Annotated in this window: 18 protein-coding genes; 12 read left to right on the top strand and 6 right to left on the bottom strand. The window is 65.7% G+C overall.

Translation table 11 applies throughout. The features are described 5' to 3' along the window. Positions 1–164: 164 nt before the first annotated feature. Both AC3IMC_RS13800 and AC3IMC_RS13795 read left to right on the top strand, forming a co-directional pair. The gene (locus AC3IMC_RS13800) at positions 165–1,904 is read left to right on the top strand and encodes a bifunctional 3'-5' exonuclease/DNA polymerase (protein ID WP_490919106.1); all 1,740 of its coding nucleotides are present in this window, start codon (positions 165–167) and stop codon (positions 1,902–1,904) included. Between the two features lie 147 nt (positions 1,905–2,051). Then, complete coding sequence (locus tag AC3IMC_RS13795; RefSeq protein ID WP_490919105.1) at positions 2,052–2,243, top strand: YegP family protein; 192 nt, start codon at positions 2,052–2,054, stop codon at positions 2,241–2,243. A 13-nt stretch (positions 2,244–2,256) separates the two neighbouring features. Here the strand turns inward: AC3IMC_RS13795 and AC3IMC_RS13790 are convergent, their stop codons facing one another. From AC3IMC_RS13790 to AC3IMC_RS13780, 3 genes are all read right to left on the bottom strand, one after another. Continuing rightward, complete coding sequence (locus AC3IMC_RS13790; RefSeq protein WP_490919104.1) at positions 2,257–2,934, bottom strand: NUDIX hydrolase; 678 nt, start codon at positions 2,932–2,934, stop codon at positions 2,257–2,259. Then, complete coding sequence (gene nth / locus AC3IMC_RS13785; RefSeq protein WP_490919237.1) at positions 2,931–3,725, bottom strand: endonuclease III; 795 nt, start codon at positions 3,723–3,725, stop codon at positions 2,931–2,933. The genes AC3IMC_RS13790 and nth overlap by 4 nt, the downstream gene beginning before the upstream one ends. Positions 3,726–3,808: 83 nt before the next feature. After that, a complete protein-coding gene (locus AC3IMC_RS13780) occupies positions 3,809–5,131 on the bottom strand; it encodes a hypothetical protein (RefSeq protein ID WP_490919103.1) in 1,323 nt (440 codons plus the stop codon). 407 nt (positions 5,132–5,538) lie between these two features. Between AC3IMC_RS13780 and acs the strand changes: the two genes are divergently transcribed. Continuing rightward, positions 5,539–7,563, top strand: a complete 2,025-nt coding sequence (acs, locus tag AC3IMC_RS13775; RefSeq protein ID WP_490919236.1) for an acetate--CoA ligase — start codon at positions 5,539–5,541, stop codon at positions 7,561–7,563. A 94-nt stretch (positions 7,564–7,657) separates the two neighbouring features. After that, on the top strand, positions 7,658–8,443 hold the full coding sequence (locus AC3IMC_RS13770; RefSeq protein WP_490919102.1) for a DeoR/GlpR family DNA-binding transcription regulator: 786 nt from the start codon (positions 7,658–7,660) through the stop codon (positions 8,441–8,443). A gap of 56 nt (positions 8,444–8,499) precedes the next feature. On the opposite strand, the gene AC3IMC_RS13765 is transcribed toward AC3IMC_RS13770, so the two are convergent. Continuing rightward, positions 8,500–9,516, bottom strand: a complete 1,017-nt coding sequence (locus tag AC3IMC_RS13765; protein WP_490919101.1) for a LacI family DNA-binding transcriptional regulator — start codon at positions 9,514–9,516, stop codon at positions 8,500–8,502. Between the two features lie 212 nt (positions 9,517–9,728). Between AC3IMC_RS13765 and AC3IMC_RS13760 the strand changes: the two genes are divergently transcribed. From AC3IMC_RS13760 to AC3IMC_RS13745, 4 genes are all read left to right on the top strand, one after another. Further along, entirely contained in the window at positions 9,729–11,792 is a 2,064-nt protein-coding gene (locus tag AC3IMC_RS13760; protein WP_490919100.1) for a beta-galactosidase, read from the top strand. Further along, a complete protein-coding gene (locus AC3IMC_RS13755) occupies positions 11,779–12,714 on the top strand; it encodes a carbohydrate ABC transporter permease (RefSeq protein WP_490919099.1) in 936 nt (311 codons plus the stop codon). Before AC3IMC_RS13760 ends, AC3IMC_RS13755 begins: the two co-directional genes overlap by 14 nt. A gap of 74 nt (positions 12,715–12,788) precedes the next feature. After that, positions 12,789–13,622, top strand: a complete 834-nt coding sequence (locus tag AC3IMC_RS13750; RefSeq protein WP_490919235.1) for a carbohydrate ABC transporter permease — start codon at positions 12,789–12,791, stop codon at positions 13,620–13,622. 70 nt (positions 13,623–13,692) lie between these two features. After that, positions 13,693–15,024 (top strand): ABC transporter substrate-binding protein, encoded by a 1,332-nt coding sequence (locus AC3IMC_RS13745; protein ID WP_490919098.1) that lies wholly within the window; start codon positions 13,693–13,695, stop codon positions 15,022–15,024. 90 nt (positions 15,025–15,114) lie between these two features. Here the strand turns inward: AC3IMC_RS13745 and AC3IMC_RS13740 are convergent, their stop codons facing one another. Further along, positions 15,115–16,137 carry a LacI family DNA-binding transcriptional regulator gene (locus AC3IMC_RS13740; RefSeq protein WP_490919097.1) on the bottom strand — a complete coding sequence of 341 codons (1,023 nt, stop codon included), beginning with the start codon at positions 16,135–16,137 and terminating at the stop codon, positions 15,115–15,117. Next, positions 16,134–17,354, bottom strand: a complete 1,221-nt coding sequence (locus AC3IMC_RS13735; RefSeq protein WP_490919096.1) for a Gfo/Idh/MocA family protein — start codon at positions 17,352–17,354, stop codon at positions 16,134–16,136. Before AC3IMC_RS13735 ends, AC3IMC_RS13740 begins: the two co-directional genes overlap by 4 nt. A gap of 182 nt (positions 17,355–17,536) precedes the next feature. On the opposite strand from AC3IMC_RS13735, the gene AC3IMC_RS13730 reads away from it, so the two are divergent. The 4 genes from AC3IMC_RS13730 to AC3IMC_RS13715 all read left to right on the top strand — a co-directional run bounded on the left by AC3IMC_RS13730 (position 17,537) and on the right by AC3IMC_RS13715 (position 23,209). Next, positions 17,537–18,487, top strand: a complete 951-nt coding sequence (locus AC3IMC_RS13730) for a carbohydrate ABC transporter permease (protein WP_490919095.1) — start codon at positions 17,537–17,539, stop codon at positions 18,485–18,487. A 10-nt stretch (positions 18,488–18,497) separates the two neighbouring features. Further along, entirely contained in the window at positions 18,498–19,439 is a 942-nt protein-coding gene (locus tag AC3IMC_RS13725) for a carbohydrate ABC transporter permease (protein WP_490919094.1), read from the top strand. 72 nt (positions 19,440–19,511) lie between these two features. Next, a complete protein-coding gene (locus tag AC3IMC_RS13720; RefSeq protein WP_490919093.1) occupies positions 19,512–20,849 on the top strand; it encodes an ABC transporter substrate-binding protein in 1,338 nt (445 codons plus the stop codon). Positions 20,850–20,998: 149 nt separating this feature from the next. After that, the gene (locus tag AC3IMC_RS13715; protein WP_490919092.1) at positions 20,999–23,209 is read left to right on the top strand and encodes an alpha-galactosidase; all 2,211 of its coding nucleotides are present in this window, start codon (positions 20,999–21,001) and stop codon (positions 23,207–23,209) included. Positions 23,210–23,311: the final 102 nt, after the last annotated feature.

Below are 23,311 nucleotides of genomic sequence, written 5' to 3'. Positions count from 1 at the left end.
CGGTGTGCGGGGCATTCAGTTGGTGCCTGCTCATAGGGCCACTCTGCCGGGGCGGCGAACCAAGGGTAAGGCCGCAGCAGCCGTATGTGGATAACCGGCGCCTCGGGAAAGGCCGAAGAAAGGCTGCGGAAAAGCCCAGGACCAAAACAGGGCACAATTGGACCATGTACCTGCTGCTCGCCGCCCATCCAGGCGGCGCCGCACTCCAGGAACTCAACCAGGCCGGACACGCCCAGCCTGCCGCCTCGGAACCGCGCGTGGTCCCCCACGGCGACCTGCCCGCCGTCGTCCGTAAACTGGAAGCCGCGCGGCCCAACGGACAGCCGCCACGCTGGATCTGGCACCGTACGCAGGACTGGTATCCGGCACTGCTGGCGGCCGGCGTCGAGGTGGAACGCTGCTATGACGTCAGCCTTTGCGGCAGCATCCTGGCGTTCTCGCAGTTCACCGCCCACACCGAGTATGCGCGGAACACGGACCGGGTCCCGGCCGAGGATCCGCTGCTTCCGCCGAGGACCCTGCAGCCGCCGCCCCCGCCGGCGGACCAGGACGCGCTGTTTGATGATGTTGGTGGGGCTGGCCCGGAAACGCGCTGGGGCCTGGCAGAGGTGCGGGCCGAATACGCAGCCCAGCAGGGCGCGCTTGCCGCCGTCGACGTGGAGGAGAACCGCAGGGGACGGCTGCAGCTCCTGCTCGCCGCCGAGTCCGCTGCCGCCATGGTGGCCGCCGAGATGCAACACGCCGGCGTTCCGTGGCGCGAGGACCTGCACGAGCAGATGCTCGCGGATTGCCTTGGCCCCCGGCCACATCCCGGTCAACGGCCCGCCCGTTTGGAAGCACTGGCACGTGAGCTCCGTGCCCTGCTCAACTCCCCCGCGCTGAACCCTGATTCCCCGCAGGAACTGATGCGTGCCCTGCACCGCAATGGCATCGAGGTGAAGAGCACCCGGAAATGGGAACTGCGGGAGTCCAGCCACCCCGTCATCGAGCCCCTGCTGGAGTACAAGAAGCTGTCGCGGCTGCATACGGCCAATGGCTGGGCCTGGTTGGACGCCTGGGTGCACGGCGGCAGGTTCCGGCCCGAATATGTGGTGGGCGGCGTGGTTTCCGGGCGCTGGGCCTCCCGCGGCGGAGGCGCGCTGCAGATCCCCCGCCTGGTCCGCGGCGCGGTGCACGCTGATCCCGGCCATAAACTGATCGTCGCCGACGCCTCCCAGCTGGAACCGCGGGTCCTGGTGGCACTCGCCCGGGATTCCTCGATGGCGGAGGCCGCCCGCGACCAGGACCTTTACGCCGGCATCGCCGCCAAGGGGTTTGGCGGCGACCGCGCCAAGGCCAAGACGGCCCTCCTCGGTGCGATGTACGGGGCCACGTCCGGCGAAGCGGGCCGCCTCATGCCCCAGCTGGCCCGGACTTATCCCCGTGCCGTGGACTTCGTGGAGCGGGCGGCGCGGGCGGGCGAGTCCGGCACGACGGTGACCACCAGGTTGGGCCGGAGCACGCCTCCGCCGTCGGAGCTGTGGTTCCAGAGCCAGCGCTCGGCCACGGCGGACGAGCAGCGGCGCGCGGAGTCGATTGCCCGGTCGCGGGGGCGCTTCACCCGGAACTTTGTGGTGCAGGGCTCGGCGGCGGACTGGGCGGCGTGCTGGCTCGCAGAATTACGACGCCGGCTGCGTGCGTTGCGCCCGAACGGCACCGCCGGGACGGGTGGCGCCGTCCGGGCGGAGCTGGTCTTCTTCCTCCACGACGAGGTTATGGTCCACGCGCCGGTCGGGGCTGTCGACGCCGTCATCTGCGCCATCGAGGAGGCTGCCAGCGCGGCGAAGGAGTTGTTGTTCGGCAGGATCCCGGTGGAATTCCCGGTCAGCGTGGCGGTGGTGGACTCCTATGACAAGGCGAAATAGGAACGCGGAGGCCGTCCCGGCACCGGAAAGTAACCTACCCGGGAGTAGTTCGACGGGCAGGGTGACGCAGGTTACAGTTCAAGTCGCGACTGAAGCAGACCGGTCACAAGCTGATGCAATGACGCATACCAGGAGGCAGATTCGTCCATGGCGGGCAGATTCGAAATACACCGTGTAAGCGATGAGGCGTACCGGCTGCGGCTGACCGACGGGGACGGCAACACCGTCGCCGTGTCACCCACCTTCAGGTCCCTCAGCCTGCTCCGGGACGGAATCAAGGCCATGCGGGAAAACGCGGCCACGGGGATCGTGGTGGACCTGCGCCAGCAACAGGCCTGAACCTGCAAAGCCCCTAGGCGCCGATCGGGTGCAGCCGGTCCTGGTCCCAGGGTACGGCCCAGCCGAGTTGGTCGAAGAGGCCGCTCAGCACGATGCCGGTAAACCCCCACACCAGCACCCCGTTGACGGTGAAGGCAGGGCTGTCGAAGCTGCGCCCTGCACGGTGCACCGTGGCCATGACCCGGTTGTCCGGGTCCAGCAGGTCCCGGACGGGGATGCGGAAGACCTGGGCGGATTCGCCGTAGTCCACCACGCGGACGGGCGATGGTGACTGCCACCAGCCCAGGACGGGCGTCACCAGGAAGTTGGTGTGGGCGAGGCCCAGGTCCTGGAGGGTGCCCAGGACTTCAACCCCGCTTGAGTCCAGGCCAGTCTCCTCCTCCGCTTCGCGAAGCGCGGCCACCACGGGTGTCTCTCCGCGGTCGATGCGGCCACCGGGAAAAGCGACCTGCCCCGGATGCGAACCCAGCGTGTGGGCACGCTCAAGGAGCAGGACGTCCAGGTCCGCGGGCGCCAGGGGCTTGCCGGATTCTGCCGGGACGTCGTCGAGCACCCCGAAAAGCATCAGGACGGCGGCCCTGCGGGCCCGTGCAGCATCAACCGTCAGGGCAGCCCATCGGGGGTCCGGGGGCCCGGAGGTTCCCGCCTCAGCCCGCCGGGCCAGGTTGGCGAGATCTTCGCGTGCACTCACGGCGCCCTCTTTTGGGACGCCATCCTGATCTCGGCCGCACGGTGGGTTTCCGCCAGGAGCTGTTCCAGCAGGGCCTCGCTGCCGGGCGCGAGTTCGTACTTCAGGAGCTTTGCGGCCTTTGCCGCGTCAGTCTCGCCCAGTCCATAGCTGGGGCACCAGTTTGCCACCGGGCAGGCGCCGCAGGCGGGCTTGCGGGAGTGGCAGACGCGCCGGCCGTGGAAGACCACCCGGTGCGAAAGCATGGTCCAGTCCTTGGGTTCGAACAGTTCCGCGACGTCGTGTTCGATCTGCACCGGGTCCTCCGACTGGGTCCAGCCGAACCTGCGGGCCAGCCGGCCGAAGTGTGTGTCCACGGTGATGCCCGGGATGCCGAATGCGTTCCCCAGGACCACGTTGGCGGTCTTCCGGCCCACGCCTGGCAGGGTCACAAGGTCTTCCAGCCGTCCTGGCACCACCCCGTCGTAGTCATCCACCAGCCGGGTTGCCAGGGCGATGAGGCTGCGGGTCTTTGCCCGGAAGAAACCCGTGGGTTTGATGATTTCTTCCACGGCAGCCGGCTCCGCCTCCGCCATGGCCCGGGCATCCGGGTAGCGCGCGAAGAGCAGCGGGGTGACCTGGTTGACGGTGACGTCCGTGGTCTGCGCGGACAGGACCGTGGCCACCAGCAGTTCAAACGGGTTGGTGAAGTCGAGCTCCGCGTGCGCGTAGGGGTATTTCTCGGCAAGGGCCCTGTTGATGCGCCGGGCCCGCCGTTTCAGTGCCAGCAGCGACTCGGAGGAGACCACCGGCATGCCGATGGTCTGGCCGTGGTGGATGCCCTGCCCGGCGGGCGCCTTCCCGCCGGATTTGGCTGTCCGCAGCCCGGCCATGGGTCTTAGCCGCGCTCGATGTTGCTGAGGTCCCGCAGGACACCCAGCCGCCCGTCGGTGTGCTGGACCAGGAATTCGTGGCCCCGGTCCTCAAGGGCGAGCACCCAGCCGCCGGGCTCAATGACGAACGCGGGCGCCCCGGTGCGGGGGTCGAACGCGGTGCGGTGCTGCGCAACGGCGAACCAGAAGGCCTCGTGGATGGGGAGTTCGTCCGCTTCGCCGTGACGGCTGGCGGGGTCGACCGTGGCTCCGATGGGCTCTTCGGAGCGGATTTGCTGCTGCACGGCGGTGGCAGCCGGCGGTTCCCAGGTAGCGCGGGGAGCGGCAGCAGCAGCGGGGGTGGCTTCAGCGGCCTCCGGTGCCGCGGAAGGGGAGGTCGCGGCATCAGCAGTGCCGGCAACAGGCGCCTGGGCAGGGCGTACGACGTCGGCAGCCTGGGTCGGCGGGCCCGCGTCACCGTCGGGGGTACGGTCCATTACTTCCGGTGCGGTTGAGACCGGAGCGGCAGCCGCGCTGCCGGCGCCCGCGCCGGTGGTGGGAACGGCGGCAGTAGCCGGCGGCTGGGTGGAACGGACAGGCTCAGGGGTGGAACGGGCAGGCTCCTGGGTGGAAGCACCAGGCTGAACTGCCGAGGAGCCGGCGCCTGCTCCGCCAAACATACCAACGCCCTTTCCGCCATTCTTCGGCTGGTGGGACGTGGACTCCGGCTTGGGCTGCTTCGGTGCCCGGGGTGCCGGGACCGGAACGGCAGCGTCCCGGGCCACCAGGTGCGCCGGCGTTTCAGCCCGGCCCTGGAAGTCGCCGGACAAATAGGGAAGGAACCGCCCCAGCACGGTGGCTGCAAAAAGAATGACCGAACCCACCAGCGCCACGAGCAGGACATGAACGTAGGCGACGGCGACCGTCAGGAAGAAGAAGGCGACAGCAAAGGACGCCACCACCGATGCGAATTGGTCGATGGACAGGGACCCGACCCGGATCTTGGTGGCGGGCGCCAGCCTGCGCGCAGCGAACAGGGCGCTCACAATAAGGGGCAGGACGATGCCCAGGCCGAGGAAGAACAGGTTGCTCAGGTTCCACAAGTTGTAGCGTGCGCCGAAGATGGGCAGCAGGGAAGCGATGAAGAGGATGAGCGTCGCAGCGAACACGGTCAGGTCCCGCACCGTGAACGGACCCAGCACCGTCTGGTTCCCGTCCTTGGAAAAGCGGGATGGCGCCGCCTTGCCTGCGGACGCGGCCGGCCGGCTTGCCCCGCCGGCAGCACCTGCAGCGCGGGCACCCGGCTCCGCGTCGGGGCCGGTTCGCTGGCCGAAGCTTTGCTGGTTCATTCTGCTCTCCTTAGCGTGGCGGCACCGGGCCCGGTGCGGGCCCGAAAACTGTGCCGTCTTGACATGCGTCCCGGCCCTCCCAGCCAGCATTGCCGCCGGGCGGAGCGGTCCGAAGTGAAGTCACAATTCCATCTCAGCCTAGTCAACAGCCAGGCTGATCACTAGCTGGGGCAGGTCCGCGGGCGCGGCCCGCGGCAGCGGAAATCACCATTCACCGCTTAAAAAATGCCGCTCACTGGCGCATCTGTGACGGAGGGCACAATGGGTGGGCGGCAAGCACTAGGCTTGGTTGCGGAACAGCTCTTTGCGGTATGCCCGTCCCGGCTGGAGCCCGTCGCCGTGCAGGCGGAGGGCCCTGCGCCGGACGGCGTCCCGCGCGGCAAAGATCGATGAATGATGAGGTTCACATGTCCCAGGACACTCCCAGCTCCACCGCCACCGTTCCGGCCGCTTCCGCGCAGCAGGAAGGCCAGCAAGGCTCCCACCAGGGCGATGCCCTCGAAAACCTCCTGCATGAGACCCGCGCCTTCCCGCCCAGCCCGGAATTCGCGGCAGACGCCGTTGTCACCGCTGCCGAATACGATGAGGCGAACGCCGACCGGCCGGCGTTCTGGGCGAAGCAGGCCAGGGAGCTGCTGACCTGGAGCAAGGATTTTACAGAGGCACTGGACTGGTCCAACCCGCCATTCGCCAAATGGTTCGTCGGGGGTGAGGTCAACGCCGCGTACAACGCGCTGGACCGGCACGTCGAGGCAGGCAAGGGCGACCGGGTTGCCATCTACTTCGAGGGCGAGCCGGGCGATACCCGCAGCTACACGTACGCGCAGCTGACTGAGGAGGTCAAGAAGGCTGCCAATGCGTTCGAGTCCCTCGGCGTTGCCAAGGGCGACCGGGTGGCCGTGTACCTCCCCATGATTCCCGAGGCCGTCATTACCATGCTGGCCTGCGCCCGGATCGGCGCCGTCCACTCCGTCGTGTTCGGCGGGTTCTCCTCCGAGGCGCTCCGCTCACGCATCGACGACGCCGAGGCCAAGCTCGTGGTCACTGCCGACGGCACCTACCGGCGCGGCAAGCCCAGCCCGCTGAAGCCGGCCGTTGACGATGCACTGGCCCATGATGGCCACACCGTGCAGAACGTGGTGGTAGTGAAGCGTAACGGCCAGGACGTGGACTGGACCGAAGGCCGGGACCACTGGTGGGACGATGCCGTCGGCGCCGCGTCCGCCGAGCACACCGCCGTCGGGCATGACTCGGAACACCCGCTCTACATCCTCTACACCTCCGGCACCACAGGAAAGCCCAAGGGAATCCTGCACACCACCGGCGGGTACCTCACCCAGACCGCCTACACCCACAAGGCAGTCTTCGACCTGCACCCGGAGACAGACGTGTACTGGTGCACGGCCGACGTCGGCTGGGTCACCGGACACTCCTACGTCGCCTATGCGCCGCTCATCAACGGCGCCACCCAGGTCATGTACGAGGGCACCCCGGACTCCCCGCACCAGGGCCGCTGGTGGGAGATCGTGGAAAAGTACAAGGTCTCCATCCTGTACACCGCCCCCACCGCCATCCGCACCTTCATGAAGTGGGGTTCGGAGATCCCGGCGAAGTACGACCTCTCGTCGCTGCGGGTCCTGGGCTCGGTGGGTGAACCGATCAACCCCGAGGCCTGGATGTGGTACCGCAAGGTCATCGGCGGCGACAAGGCCCCCATCGTGGACACCTGGTGGCAGACCGAAACGGGCGCCCAGATGATCGCCCCCCTGCCCGGCGTGACCGCCACCAAGCCCGGCTCCGCGCAGGTGCCGCTGCCCGGCATCGCGGTGGACGTCGTTGACGAAATGGGCGAGACGGTCCCCAACGGGCACGGCGGCTTCCTGGTGATCCGTGAACCGTGGCCTTCCATGCTCCGCGGCATCTGGGGCGACCCGGAACGCTTCAAGGACACCTACTGGTCCCGGTTCGAGAACATGTACTTTGCCGGGGACGGCGCCAAGAAGGACGAGGACGGCGACATCTGGCTCCTGGGCCGGGTTGACGACGTCATGAACGTCTCCGGCCACCGGCTCTCCACCACCGAGATCGAATCCGCCCTGGTCAGCCACCCCGCCGTCGCGGAGGCCGCCGTCGTGGGTGCCACGGACGAAACCACCGGCCAGGCCGTCGTCGCGTTCGTCATCCTGCGGGGCGACGCCGCGAACAACGGTGATGCCACGGTGCAGGAACTGCGCAACCACGTGGGCAAGGAAATCGGGCCCATCGCCAAGCCCAAGAACATCCTGGTGGTGCCCGAACTGCCCAAGACCCGGTCCGGCAAGATCATGCGCCGGCTCCTCAAGGATGTCGCCGAAGGCCGCGATCCGGGAGACGCCACCACCCTCTCGGACCCCACGATCATGCAGCAGATCGCCGCATCACTCCGCGGCTAACTGACAGCAGATGACGACGGCGCTGCCCAGCCTGGGCGGCGCCGTCGCCGTATGCTGGGAACAGACTTGTCCCCTGCCCCGAAGGAACTTCCAGATGCTCGCCGTCGCACGACACCAGGCAATTTTGGATGCCCTTGACCGGGAGCGGGTCGTACGGGTTTCGGACCTTGCCCAGCAACTCGGTGTCTCCCTGATGACCGTGCGGCGGGACATCGAAGTGCTGGAAGAGGGAGGCAGGCTCGAGCGCATCCACGGGGGCGCCAAGCTGCCCGGTGACGCCAGCACGCATGAACCCGGGTTCGAGCTGAAGTCCACGCAGTTGACCGCGGAGAAGCGCGCCATCGCGGTGGAAGCGGCGGCCCTGGTCCACGAGGGCATGGCGGTGGGGTTGGGCGCAGGCACCACCACGTGGGCGCTGGCCAAGGAACTGGTCGGAGGTCCCCGGATTACGGTGGTCACCAACTCGGTCAGGATTGCGGACCTCTTCCACCATGCAGCCCCCTCCGGCTCGACCCGCCACGCTTCGACGGTGATCCTTGTGGGCGGCGAGCGCACGCCGTCGGACGCCCTGGTGGGCCCCATCGCCACAGGAGCACTCAGGCAGCTTCATCTGGATGTCCTGTTCCTGGGCGTCCATGGAATGGACGCCAACGCAGGTTTCACCACGCCCAACCTGCTGGAAGCGGAAACCGACCGCGCCTTCGTGGCGGCCGCGCGGAAAACCGTGGTGCTCGCCGACCACACCAAGTGGGGCATGCTGGGCATCAGCTCCATTGCCGCCCTCGATGAGGTGGACGAGGTCATCAGCGATGCCGGGCTCAGCGCCGAGGCCCAACGCGTCCTTGGCGAGCGCGCCAAGCTGCGTATCGTCCCGGCCTAAGGCTCCTTCAGGGCTTTACCTGGAGTGGGCCGCCAGCCCACTCCGGAATCAAGCACTCAGGCGGAACCACGCCACTGGATCTGCGTCTCCAGGACGCGGGGCGTGCCCGGAAGCCCATTGAGCTGAGCCAGGACAAGCTCGGCAGCAGCGCTTCCCAGGAGGTCCGCAGGCTGGCGTACCGTGGACAGCTGCGGCCGGCATCGCAGGGCCCAGCTGCTGTCATCGAAACCCACCACTCCCACGTCTTCCGGCACCCTGCGGCCGGCCTCCTGCAGCGCTGTCATCGCACCTGCAGCCACTGCGTCGGAAGCAGCAAACACGCCGTCGATATCCGGGGCCCGCCGAAGCAGTTCCAGCATCCCATCGAAACCTGCCGCATAGGTGTACAAGGGGTATTCGACAACCAGCCCAGGATCGAACTGCTTGCCCATGGCCGCCCGGAATCCGGCGAGACGGTCCTTGCCGGAGTCGCGGTCCAGGGCGCTGGCGATCATGCCCACGCGCTTCCGCCCGGTCCCCAGAAGCCTGCTGGTGATGGCGCGCGCCGCGTCCTCATTATCAATGGCGGCATATGGCAGCTCCGGCGTTCCATCCGGATGGCCAACGAAGGCGGCCGGCAGGCCAATCTCAGCAATAGCGGCGGCAATGGGATCGGAAGCGCGGGCGGAGATGATGACGGCGCCGTCAACCAGGCCTCCACGCAGGTAATCAGCCACCCTGCGGCTGTCCCGGTCAGAGTCGATGATCAGCGAAACCAGCTGGTAGTCGGCTTTGGAGAGCACTTCATTGGCGCCCAACAGGATTGAGCCGATGTTGGGGTCCTCAAACAGCAGGGAGTGGGGCTCGTGGATGATCAGCCCGATCGCCCTGGACTCCTGCTTTACCAGGTTCCGCGCTGCGCTGTTGCGGACATAGCCCACCCGGGCAATGGCTTCCTCGACCGCCTGCCGGGCCTCATCGGATACATATTTCTCCCCGTTCACCACCCGTGAAACGGTTCCCCTGGAAAGCCCGGCGGCGTCGGCAACATCGTTGATCGTTGCGCGGCGGGCACGGGTGCGTGTCAGCGACATATTTGTACTGTAGCCGAGCACGCCGCCCTGCAGTCTTCCACCAGGCGTTGACACGGGCGAAAAGACCAGCGTAATCTGTGAACGTTCCCAGATGACATAGATCACCCTTTCGGGCCACCTCTGGGAACGTTCACAGAAATCGTTGAGACAACAGCGTCCAAGAGCCTGGGTCACCCCGCCTTGCACGTCTGCTGCACGTCGGAGGAGCAGGGTTGAGCCCCATCAGAACGCCGGTAGTAAAGCTGTCCGGAAACGAACATCTTGTGTACGGCTGCGATTACAACCCGGAGCAGTGGGACAGCAGCGTCTGGCAGGAGGACGTCCGCCTCATGAAGGAGGCTGGAGTCAATCTGGTGGCTGTCAACATCTTCGGGTGGGCCGAACTTGAGGCCTCTCCCGGGACCTACTCCTTCAATCGCCTTGACCAGGTGCTGGACCTCCTTCACACCAATGGCATCGGGGTAAACCTCGGCACCGGAACTTCGTCCACCCCTGCATGGCTGACAACGATGCACCCGGAGATTCTTCCGGAGTCAGCAGCCGGAATCCGGGCGTGGCCCGGCGGTCGGCAAGCCTGGTGCCCCAGTTCGCCGCGTTACCGCGAGCATGCCCTCCGCCTCGTGGACGAGGTAGTGCGGCGCTATGGTTCCCACCCGGCCGTACGGCTGTGGCATGTTTCAAATGAACTGGGGTGCCATAACGCGCTCTGCTACTGCGACGTCTCCGCCGCAGCCTTCCGCAGCTGGCTGATGGCGCGGTACCGCACGTTGGATGCGCTCAACAGCGCCTGGGGCACTGCCTTCTGGTCGCAGCGCTACTCGGCGTGGGAACAGATCCTGCCACCGAGACTCACCGTGTCCACAAACAATCCCACCCAGCTACTCGACTTTCACCGCTTCAGCTCGGACGAACTGCTCGGCTATTACCAGGCGGAGGCGGACCTGCTCAGGAACCACAGCAGCGTTCCGGTCACCACAAATTTCATGGTCGCCGCGCACATCCGCAACCAGGACTACTGGTCCTGGGCACCCCACATGGATGTCATTGCCAACGACCATTACCTCGACCACCGGCTTGAAGACCCCACCATCGAGCTTGCCTTTGCTGCCGATACCACCCGCGGACTTGCCGGGGGCAAGCCCTGGCTGCTCATGGAGCATTCCACGTCAGCCGTGAACTGGCAGCCACGAAACATTGCCAAGGCTCCGGGAGAAATGCTCCGCAACTCCCTTGCCCACCTGGCACGCGGGGCGGACGGGCTTTGCTTCTTCCAATGGCGGGCTTCCGTGCAGGGCAGCGAGAAGTTCCACTCAGCAATGCTTCCCCATGCCGGCACTGACTCGCGGACCTGGCGGGAAGTGAAAGAGCTCGGCCGCATCCTCGAAACGCTGGCCGAGGTGGCCGGAAGCACAGTGAAGGCCGACACGGCACTGGTATTCAGCTGGGAAGCCTGGTGGGCCTATGACCAGGAATCCCACCCGTCTTCCGACGTGCGGTACCTGGACCAGGTGCATGCCCTCTACAAGGCGCTCTGGCAAAACGGCATTACCGTCGACGTCGTTGCCCCCGGCGCTGACCTTTCCGGCTACAAACTGGCCGTCGTTCCCGGCCTTTACCTCGTCCGCGAACACGAATCCGCAGCTTTGGAAGATTTCGTCAGGAACGGTGGCCACGCAGTCGTGACCTATTTCAGCGGGATCGTTGATGAAAACGAGACTGTCCTGACCGGCGGCTACCCCGGCGCGTTCCGGGACCTCCTCGGCATCCGCTCAGAGGAATTCCTCCCCCTGCCGCCGGGGCGGGAGCTGGCGCTGGACACGGGCGCCATGGCCTCGTTGTGGACAGAAGCGCTGCGCCTGGAAGGTGCAGAGGCGAAAGCATCCTTCACAGAAGGGCACCTCGCCGGCACTCCAGCGGTAACCCGCAACAAGTACGGATCCGGCGACGCCTGGTACATCGGGACCGTGCTCGATTCCCAGGCCCTTCGCGACGTTGTCGCCGAGGCTGCGGCAGAGGCGGGCATCGCGGTCCACGCCGCAGCCACAGGCCTGGAAGTCGTAGTCCGTGCAGGCGCGGACCACGACTACACCTTCCTGATCAACCACACAGAAGAAGAGCACAAATACCCCGCACGCGGCTACGAACTCATCGTGGGGGACGAAGTTTCCACCGCCGTCGTCATTCCCGCGGGCACCGTTCGCGTGGTCCGCCTCCCCCGTTCAGCACCCCCAACCACTGGCCACAGCTCCGGCTTTAAGGATGATGAAAGTGACTAGACCCAGTACTGCTCCCGCCATAACCGCAGGGGCACCCACCAGCCGGAAGACCAGGACCTCTGCCACCCAACGCCGGGCCGTCCTCCTCTTCGTGGCGCCGTTCGCCGTTCCCTTCCTGGCCTTCTACGCGGTGCCGATCCTTTTTGCCGTGGTCCAGTCGCTCCTCACCGTTGAGCGAAAAGGCACTTTTGGACCTCCGCAGCAGGTCTTCGGCGGATTGGTCCAGTACCAGCAGGTGTTCCAGAACAGTGAATTCTGGGAGTCCGTGGGGCGGGTACTGCTTTTCGGAGTAGTCCAGGTGCCCATCATGCTGGGCCTTGCCCTCGTCTTTGCCCTGCTGCTCGACTCGCCCCTGCTGAAGGGCAAGAAGTTCTTCCGGCTGGCGTTCTTCGCCCCCTACGCCGTCCCGGGCGTTATCGCGGCCATCATGTGGGGCTTCCTCTATTCGCCGTCGCTCTCCCCCTTCGATGTGGTTACTTCGCAGGTGAACTTCCTGTCGGCAGACCTGGTCCTGTGGGCGGTGGCAAACATTGTGACCTGGGTATACGTCGGCTACAACATGCTAATCATCTACTCGTCACTGCTGGCCATTCCCACGGAAATCTATGAAGCGGCACGGCTGGACGGCGCCAGCAACCTCCAGATCTCCTGGCGCATCAAGATCCCGCTCGTGGTCCCGGCGATCATCCTCACCGGTGTGTTTTCCATCATCGGAACGCTGCAGCTCCTTGCCGAGCCCCAGACCCTCCGCAGCTTCAGCTCGGCGATCAGCAGCACCTTCACACCAAACCTTGCCGTGTACACCACGGCATCGGTTCCGAACTACAGCCTCGCCGCGGCATTCTCAGTGGTGCTGGCGTTGGCGACATTCATTCTTTCCTTCGTCTTCCTCAAGGCGACCCAGCGGAAGGTCTCCCAGTGAGCGCAGCAACGGCAACAACCGCAAAGAAGCCTGCCCCCGCGGCAACCACCCCCCGAGGACCCCGGCACAGCATCATGTCCCGCGGCGCGGCGATGCTCATCATGGGCGTCTTCACCCTCTACTTCCTGACCCCCATCTGGTGGCTGCTCGTCTCCTCTTCCAAAACCGGCGGGGACGTCACGGGAACGGCGCCGCTGTGGTTCACCGCAGATTCCATCCCCACGTTTTTCGCCAACCTTGGCAACCTGTTTACTTACAGCGACGGCGTGTTCGGACGGTGGCTGGCGAACAGTGCGCTCTACGCCGGACTCGGCGCCCTGCTGGGCACAGTCATCGCCGCCATGTGCGGCTACGCCCTGGCCAAGTATGAATTCCGGGGCCGGGAGGCGATCTTCAATGTCGTACTCAGCGGGGTGCTTGTTCCGGCAACCGCACTCGCCCTCCCGCTGTTCCTGATCTTCAGCCAGGTGAAACTGACCAACACCCTCTGGGCTGTCTTCCTGCCCAGCCTGGTCAGCCCCTTCGGCGTGTATCTTGCCCGTATCTACGCGGCAGCAAGTGTTCCCACGGAACTGTTGGAGGCCGCGCGCCTCGATGGTTCATCCGAGGCCAGGACATTCTTCACGGTGTCCACCCGCCTTATGGCCCCCGCGCTGGTGACCATTTTCCTGTTCCAGTTCGTCGCCATCTGGAACAACTTCTTCCTTCCCCTGATCATGCTGCGGGACCAGGCCCTGTTCCCGGTGACGCTCGGACTGTATGCGTGGAACAGCCAGATCAGCCAGATTCCGGAGCTCCGGGTCCTGGTGATCGTCGGCGCCCTGGTGTCGATCCTTCCGCTCATCGCGACGTTCCTCGGGCTGCAGCGCTTCTGGAGCAGCGGACTGGGCGCCGGAAGCGTCAAATAGGCCCTCTACCTGATTTCCCCCACAGCGGGGCGCCCCGCCCCGTACACCACCCCACCAATAAGGAATAGAAATGCGCGTGCGTTACGGAAAAGCCACTGCCGCCTTTGCCATAGTCTCGGCGCTGTCCCTTGCGGGCTGCTCAAGCGGCGAAAGCACTTCTGCCACGCAGGACACCACCTCCTGCAAACCCTCCTCCGGACCGGTCGAACTGAGCTTCACTACCTGGGTTCCCGGCATGGACAAAGTGGTCGACCTCTGGAACAAGGACCACCCGGACATCAAGGTGAAGGTCCAGACCGGGCCCAACGGCAACTCGGGCACCTACCAGAACTTCTTCAACCAGCTGCAGGCAGGCAACGCGCCGGACCTCGGCCAGATCGAGTACGACGCCCTGCCGAACTTCCGTGTGCAGGACGGCCTGGAAAACATTGCAGCCTGTGAAGGCGTTGCAGATGCCAAGGACAAATTCGTGGACTGGACCTGGGGCCAGGTCACTTTCGGAGAGGACAAGTCCGTCTACGCCATCCCGCAGGACAGCGGCCCCATGGCAATGTTCTACCGGGCCGACCTCTTCAAGGAAGCGGGCATTAAGGTCCCCACAACCTGGGATGAATACGCCACGGCGGCGGAGCAGATCAAGGCCCGGGGCTCGTACATCACCAACTTCCCCCGCACCGACGTCAACTGGTTCGCCGGCAACGTCTGGCAGGCCGGGGGACAGTGGTTCTCCAACGCCAACGACAAGTGGGAAGTTAACCTGACCGGCGAGGAGTCCGGGAAGGTGGCCAACTACTGGCAGAAACTGCTGGACAAGGGCCAGGTATCCACCCTTCCGTCCTTCTCCGACGAATGGAACGCCTCCTTCAACAAGGGCCAGCAGTGGACCTGGGTCTCTGCCGTATGGGGCGCCTCCACCCTGGCCAGTGGCGCACCGGATACTGCCGGCAAGTGGGCCGTTGCCCCCATGCCGCAGTGGGAAGCCGGCGGCAGGGCAGCCGGCAACTGGGGAGGTTCCTCCACTGCAGTCCTCAAGGGCTCAAAGCACCCGTATGAAGCCGCCAAATTCGCCCTGTGGCTGAACACCGATCCCGAAGCTCTTGCGCTGGCCAACAAGCTCGGCGGCCTCTACCCGGCGGCGAAGTCGGCCAAGGACCTGGGCGCCTTCTCCGGTGGCGTGGACTACTTCGGCGGCCAGAAGATCTACGACGTCTTTGCCGAAGCCTCGGCCAACGTGAACCCGAACTTCACCTGGGGACCGACCATGACCAAGACGTACACCGACGTTTCTGACGGTTTCGGCAAGGCGACCGGCGGCAACGGTACGCTCATGGACGCTCTCAAGAATGGCCAGCAAAAGACCATCGACGCCCTGAAGTCGCAGTCCATCCCCGTCAAGGAGTAACTGCACCATTCCTGAAGACAAAGGTCACCACTCCCGCGCTGCGGGGTGGTGACCTTTGTCGTGAGGGTATGTGGTCCCTGCCGGAACCGTTCAGGGGCAGCCGCAGGATTGCCGGACGTGAAGTTTGGTGGGAAATATCCTGTGCTTTGGCTTCCCGCCGCGCCTGGCTTCCACCAATGCCTGGACCGCTGCTTCAGCCATCGCGGCCACCGGCTGCTCCACGGTGGTCAGCGGCGGCCACGAATATTCGGACTCAATCGAACCGTCAAAGGACGCGACGGCGATCTCGCCCGGCACAGCGAAGCCTGCCTCGTGAATGGCCCGTAGCAGGCCCACCGCCTGGGTGTCTGAGGTGGCGAAGATCGCAGTGGGCCTGTTGACTGAGGCCAGCAGGCGCTGGCCGGCCGAGTAACCGCCGGGCCAGGTGAATCCGCTGTACACAATGGGCCCCTCCGGCAGGCCCGCCTCCTGGAGCGCCTGGCGCCAGCCCACCTCACGGCCGTCCAGGCTGCCGGAAACGTTGGTTCCCATTGCCAGCCCGATGTTGGTATGGCCATGCCCGATGAGGTGGTTAACCGCTATCCTGGCCCCCGCTGCCAGATCCACCCCGATGCTGTTGAACCCGGGCGCATCACGCTCCTGGTTCAGCAGAACGGCCGGGATTTCCGCCGTCTCGAGCGCCTCCAAGTCAGGTTCGAAAAGAACACTGGCCAGCAACACCCCGTCCACCTGGCGGGCGGCGAGGTTGCGGATGTTGCGCCGCTCCTTGGACAGGTTCCCGTCCGAGTTGCTGAGCACCAGGGCGTATCCCAGATCCGCGGCAGCGTCCTCAACAGCGTGGGCCAGAAGGGAAAAGAAGGGGTTCGTATTGTCCGGGATGATGAGCCCCAGCGTCTCGCTCGAACCCAGCTTGAGCGCACGCGCCGCCGCGTTGGGTCGGTAGCCAAGGACACGGATGGCGTCCTGGACTTTGGCTTCGGTTGCCGGCGCCACTTTCTTGGGTCCGCCATTGACAACGTAGCTGACGACGGCGGTGCTGACGCCGGCATAGCGCGCCACGTCTTTGCGCGTCACGGGGCCGCCACGGGAAGCCTGCACGGCCGGGGAAGTCATGATGTCCATGCTAACTTCGAGTCGGCCGGGGCGTCGCCGAAGTCCCGGATCGGAAGCCGTGCGCCATTCTGCCGGGCCGACTCGTGGGCCACGATCCCGGGGAGCGTAAAGCGTGCGGCCACCCACGCGTTGACCGGTGGAAGCGTGCGGTTGTTGACGGCGGTGACGAAGTCATCCACCAGGAAGTGGTGGCTCCCCTCGTGCCCGTTTGGAGCACCGCGGAACTCTTCGGGCAGCCGCTCAGCGTCGTGCACGGGGGCGAGTCCCGACACGAAAGCGTCGCGGAGTTCCGGCGCCACATTGGCCAGGGAGGGATCGTCCAGGGACATGCTGGGCCGGGTTTCCATTTGCTCGGAGATGTCATGGACGTTCTGTTTGTCCTGCCAGACCGTGACCTTGGCAAGCTGTTCAAAGCTTGCTTCGGTGCCGAAGAACCGGAAGCGGGATTCGCGGATGTGGGAGGGATAGCCCACGCGGCGCATTTCATTCGTGCGCATGACCCCGCCGTCGTTCAGTTCGAAGAGGGCTGTGGCGTTGGAGAAATCGTTGCCGAACATGCTGATCTCCGTGTCGAACACCCCGTCATTCCGCTGGTCCCTGACTCCGACGCAGCTGACGCTGACCGCGTGCGCTGGAATGGCACCGAGCACACCCCCGATGGCATGGGTGGGATAGAGCATGGGCGGGTAGCTGGCCGTCTCCTTCCAGTTATCGCCGCCGCTGTACTGGTAAGCCTCGTAGAAGCCCAGGTCCATGTCGTGGACGTAGTCGCCCTCCGAATAGAAGATCCGCCCGAACCTGCCGGCCGCGTGCTGTTCGCGGGCATAGACGGTGGCGGGGTTGTAGTAACTGGTCTCCCCCATCATGTAGACGTTCCCGGTCTCCCGGACGGCGTCGATGATGCGCTCGATTTCCTCTTCGGACACGGCCATGGGCACCGCCGAGTAGACGTGCTTGCCCGCCCGCAACGCCCGTTCCACCAGCGGTCCATGCGTCCAGCGCTGGGTAAAGATGGCAACGGCGTCGACGTCGGAGGCAAGCAGGGAGTCAAAGTCCGCCTCGCGGCCCGCGAGGTGATACCGGCCGACGGCCTCGGCAGCCCGCTCCGGCCGTTCGTCCACGACGTAGACCGCGCTTACGCCCGGGTGCAGGTTGAAGAGGTGCGCGAACTGGGAGCCGAACTGGCCCGCGCCCACGATGCCGATGGAGAACGTCATTGTCATGCCTTTCATCAAGGGGATATCTGAGTGTCGCATCCGCGTCTACTCGAGTCAATCTCCAAAAGATGGACAAATATCCCCTGAAATAAAGAAAAAACACCCCTTGCCACTTTCCGATCTACTCGTGTAGATTTGACCGCAGCTTGTTACCTCTATCACACTCGCCGAAAGGGTCGACGATGACCACCCTTACCAGGAACCCCCGCTTGCGGGAGCACGGCCTGACGCGGACGCTGCTGAAACGGACAGGACTGAAACGGACAGGACACAGCGATGCAAAGATCGCCCTGTTCTTCATCGCACCGGCCATGATCGGGTTCATCCTCTTCTATCTGGTCCCCACGGTCCGCGGCATCTACCTCAGCTTCACGGAGTACAACATCCTCGGAGATCCGGAATGGATCGGCCTGGAGAACTACCAGGCGATCGCCAAGGATCCGTTGTTCTGGAACTCACTGGCCGTCACTGGCCAGTACGTGGTCCTGAACATCGCCCTGCAGACAGCACTCGCCCTCGGACTAGCCCTGCTGATGCACCAAGTGGCCAAGTCCACGATCATCCGTGGCGCACTTCTCCTGCCCTACCTGATGTCCAACGTCATCGCCGCCCTACTGTGGTTCTGGATGCTGGACTACCAGATCGGCGTGGTGAACCAGTTCATCGAGTGGGCAGGCCTGCCCCGCGCCGCGTTCTTCGGCAGTGAGGAATGGGCCATCCCCACGCAGGCGCTGATCAACACATGGCGGCACATGGGCTACACGGCGCTGCTGATCTTCGCCGGCCTCCAATCCATCCCCGGTCACGTCTACGAGGTGGCCAAACTGGACGGCGCATCGGCCTGGCAAACCTTCCGCAAGATCACCATCCCGCTGCTGCGTCCGGTCCTGGTGCTGGTCCTGGTGGTCACCGTCATCGGTTCCTTCCAGGTGTTCGACACCGTCGCCGTGACCACTGGCGGCGGTCCGGTCAACGCCACCCGCGTCATCCAGTACTACATCTACCAGCGCGCCTTCACGGAGTCGGACTTCGGCTACGGGTCCGCCATCGCCGTCATTCTCTTCCTCATCCTCGCCCTGGTGGCCTTCATCCAGATGAAGTTCCTCAAGGGCAACGAGTCGGACCTGGACTAAGGAGTCCTCCATGACCACCACCGCAAGCCGCGCCCCCATGACCGAGCCGGCCACCCGGCGTCGTCCGTCCAGGCGCCGCCCCTTCAATCCCCGCCGCGCCGCAGCCTGGGCACTGCTGGTCCTGGCCATCGCCGTCTCTGTCCTTCCCTTCCTCTGGGTGCTGCGGACGGCGTTGTCCACCAACAACGCCCTGGCCGGCAGCGCCACCAGCCTCCTGCCTGCGGAATTCACCTTCGGCGCCTTCCAACGCGTCTTCGGGCTGCAGTCCCCGGCCGAAGCCGTCGCGGAAGGCGGCTCCGGCGCTGCGATCGACTTCTGGGTCTACCTGCGCAACTCCGTGGTCTTCTCCTCGATCACCACGGCCGGGGCCGTATTCTTCAGTGCGATGGCTGCCTATGCTTTCGCCCGCCTCCGCTGGAAGGGGCGCAACGCCGTCTTCAGTCTCTTCCTCGGCACCATGCTGGTCCCGCCGATCTTCACGGCGCTGCCCAACTTTCTGCTGATCAAGAACCTGGACCTGCTGAACACCATGCTCGGGATGGTCCTCCCCTATGTGTTCATGACTCCGTTCGCCATCTTCTTCCTCCGGCAGTTCTTCCTGAACATGTCCCGCGAGGTGGAGGAGGCGGCCATGCTCGACGGCGCCAGGCACCTGCGCATCTTCTTCCAGATTGTCCTGCCCAACGCCGCCGCCCCCATCGCCACCCTTGCCCTGCTCACCTTCATCGGACAGTGGAACGAGTACTTCTGGCCACTGCTGGTCGGGTCGCAAGACGATGTCCGCGTGCTCCAGGTGGGACTGGGCGTCTTCAAATCCCAGTCGCCGCAGGGCGCGCCGGACTGGTCCGGTCTGATGGCCGCGACGCTCGTCTCCGCGCTGCCCGTCCTGGCCCTCTTCGCCGTATTCGGCAAGAAGATCGTCAACTCCATCGGCTTCTCCGGCATCAAGTAATTCCCGCTTCACCTCCCGCTAGCTCCGCGCGGGCCATGGTGGCCTGCCCGGAAACCCCTGAAAGGACCTGTCATGAAGAAAAAAGCAACCGCAATCGCTGCTGCCGCCGCAGCACTCCTGGCCCTCTCCGCCTGCGGCAACGGCGGTTCGGCTGAATCGGCGAAGGGCGAGATCAGCTACTGGCTGTGGGACGCCAACCAGCTTCCCGCCTACCAGCAGTGCGCCGACGACTTTCACAAAGCCAACCCGGACGTCACCGTCAAGATCACCCAGCGCGGCTGGGACGACTACTGGAGCACCCTCACCAATGGATTCGTCGGCGGAACCGCTCCCGACGTCTTCACCGACCACCTCGGACGCTACGGCGAACTGGCCAAGAACAAGCAGCTGCTTCCCATTGACGACGCCGTCAGCAAGGACAAGGTGGACCTGTCCGCCTACAACGAAGGCCTCGCCGACCTGTGGGTGGGCCAGGATGGCAAGCGCTACGGCCTTCCGAAGGACTGGGACACCATCGGCCTGTTCTACAACAAGGCCATGCTCACCGCCGCCGGCATCTCCGAGGACCACATGAAGGACCTGACCTGGAACCCCGAGGACGGTGGCAGCTACGAGAAGGTCATCGCCCACCTGACCGTGGACAAGAACGGCAAGCGCGGCGATGAGGCCGGGTTCGATAAGAACAACGTTGCCGTGTACGGCCTGGGCCTGAACGGCGGGGGCGATTCCTCCGGCCAGACCGAGTGGAGCTACCTGACCAACACCACCGGCTGGTCCCACACGGACAAGAACCCGTGGGGCACCCACTACAACTATGACGACCCGCGCTTCCAGGACTCCATGAAGTGGTTCGCCGGGCTCGCGGACAAGGGCTACATGCCCAAGCTGGAGACCACCGTTGGCGCCAGCATGGCCGACACCTTCGCTGCCGGGAAGTCCGCGATCAACGCCCACGGATCGTGGATGATCGGCCAGTACACCGGCTACAAGGGCATCGAGGTGGGCATCGCGCCGACGCCCGTGGGCCCTGAAGGCAAGCGCGCCTCCATGTTCAATGGCCTGGCTGACTCGATCTGGGCCGGAACCAAGAAGAAGGACGCTTCCATTAAGTGGGTGGAGTACCTGGCTTCCTCCGCCTGCCAGGATGTCGTGGCATCCAAGGCAGTGGTGTTCCCGGCGCTGAAGGCTTCCTCTGACAAGGCCGCTGAGGCGTTCAAGGCCAAGGGCGTGGACGTCACCGCCTTCACCGAGCACGTCAAGAATAAGACCACGTTCCTGTACCCCATCACCGACAACACGGCCAAGGTGAAGGGCATCATGGAGCCCGCCATGGACGCTGTGGTGTCCGGCAAGGCGCCTGTCAGCTCCCTGACCCAGGCCAACGAACAGGTAAACGCCCTCTTCAAGTAGCCCCGCACGTGTCTGCGTATGTGGTCGCAGCCACCCGGCCAGGTGCCGCCGTCCCCCTCCTCGCGGCGGCGGCACCTGCCACCCCTTCCCGTGATTTCCCTTTTCGCGCAACCGAAGACGCAACCCTCAACACTGAAAGAGACCTCCCTATGGATCCCCTGTACCTCCGTTCCGCCGGCACCAGCCTGCTGATCAGCTTCGACAGCGGAGAGGCTGAGGTCATCCACTGGGGCGCCGACCTCGGTACCAGCCTGCCGGATCTGGCGATCCTGGGCGGACCTGTCGGGCATTCCTCCGTGGATGCGCGCGTGCCTGCCGGCCTCCTCCCCCAGGCTTCCTCCTCCTGGCGGGGCCGCCCCGCCCTGCGCGGGCACAGGATCACCGGTGACGGCGCCGGCTTCGACTTCTCGTCCCGCCTCCGCGTCACGGCCGCCAACACTGATGGTGCCGCCGCCACCATCGTGCAGGCCGACGCCGACGCCGGGCTCAGCGTCTCCACTTCCCTGGCCCTGCACGACGGCGGCCTGCTGGAACTGCAACACACCGTCACCAACGACGGCACCTCTCCATTCCAGGTGGATGAACTGGCCACCGTCCTCCCGGTGGCGCCGGACGCCGCCGAACTCCTTGACCTGACGGGGCGGTGGTGCCGGGAACGCCACCCGCAGCGGCGCCCCATCCAACAGGGCACCTGGGTCCGCTCCGGACGGCACGGCCGCACCGGGCATGATTCCTCCCTTCTGTTCGCCGCCGGAACGAAGGACTTCGGCAACCGGCACGGCAAGGTCTGGGCCACCCACCTGGCCTGGAGCGGCAACCACGAGCAGTTCGCTGACACCATCGGCGACGGCCGGACCATGATCGGCGGCTCGGAACTGCTGGGCCCTGCCGAGGTCGTCCTGGAGCCGGGCGCCAGCTACGCCACGCCCGCCCTCTTTGCCGCCTACTCGGACCGCGGCCTGGACGGCATCACCGAGGCGTTCTACAGCTGGTTCCGGTCCCGCCCGCACCACGTCCTGCCCGCCTCCTCCACCGGACTGCCGGCCGGAAAGCCCCGCCCGGTGGTGCTGAACACCTGGGAGGCTGTGTACTTCGACCACAACCTGGACACGCTGATCGAACTGGCCGACTCCGCCGCCGACCTGGGCGTGGAACGGTTCGTGCTCGACGACGGCTGGTTCCGCGGCCGCCGTGACGACCATGCAGGACTGGGCGATTGGTACGTCGATGAAGCACTGTGGCCCAACGGGCTCACCCCCTTGATCGACGCCGTGACCTCCCGGGGCATGGAGTTCGGACTTTGGGTGGAGCCGGAGATGGTCAACCTGGATTCGGACATTGCCCGCGCGCACCCGGACTGGATTGTGGGACCCTCGGCCGCGGCGCACAAGGACGGCGGCCGGCTGCCCCTCGAGTGGCGCAACCAGCACGTCATCGACCTCGTGAACCCCGCGGCCTGGCAGTACATCTTCGACCGTATTTCCGCGCTCCTGGCGGAGAACAACATCAGCTACCTGAAGTGGGACCAGAACCGGGACCTGCTGGAGCACGGCCACGCCGGCCGCGCCTCCGTCCACGCGCAGACCCTGGCCGCCTACCGCCTGTTCGACGAACTGAAGAAGGTCCACCCCCACGTTGAAATCGAGAGCTGCTCTTCCGGCGGCGCCCGCGTGGACCTGGGCATCCTGGAGCGGACGGACCGGATCTGGGCCTCGGACTGCAACGACGCCCTGGAACGCCAGACCATCCAGCGCTGGACCGGCGCCGTGGTGCCCCCGGAAATGGTGGGCAGCCACATCGGCCCCACCACCTCGCACACCACCGCCCGCACCCACGATCTGTCCTTCCGCGCAGTCACCGCGCTGTTCGGGCACTTCGGCATGGAATGGGACATCCGCAGCGTCCAGGGCAAGGAACGCGAGGAGCTGCGCCGCCTCGTGGGCCTGTACAAGGAGCACCGGAACCTGATCCACAGCGGCCGCCGGGTCAACGCCGACGTTGCCGACGAGTCTTTGCTGCTGCACGGCGTGGTGGCCGGAGGATCCCCTGCGGGTGGCACTGAGCTTCAAGCGGGCACGACGGCGGCGCTGTTCGCCCTGGTCAGCACGCGCACTTCGGCGGCTGAGGCTCCAGGCCGGATCGGCTTCCCCGGGCTGGAGCCGGAGCGCTCCTACCGGGTGGAGGCGGTCTTCCCCACCGCGGACGACGCCGACTACGCCCACACCTACACGCAGGTCCAGCCGCCGGCCTGGCTGGCCGACGGCGCGGTGGCGAACGGCCGGTTCCTCACCGAGGTGGGGCTGCCGATGCCCATCCTGAACCCCGAGCACGCGCTGCTGCTGAAGGTCACGGCAGCGTAGCCCTCCGCACGTCCCAAGCTGCCTCGCCGTCCCGGTGCCTCCGCGGACCGGGACTGCGGGGCACACTTCTTCGTTCTACCCAAGGAAAGTCCATGCGAATTC

Source organism: Arthrobacter sp. E70, assembly GCF_058266945.1.
Note: the sequence above shows the minus strand (reverse complement) of the source record. Positions and strands in the feature narration are given on the sequence as shown.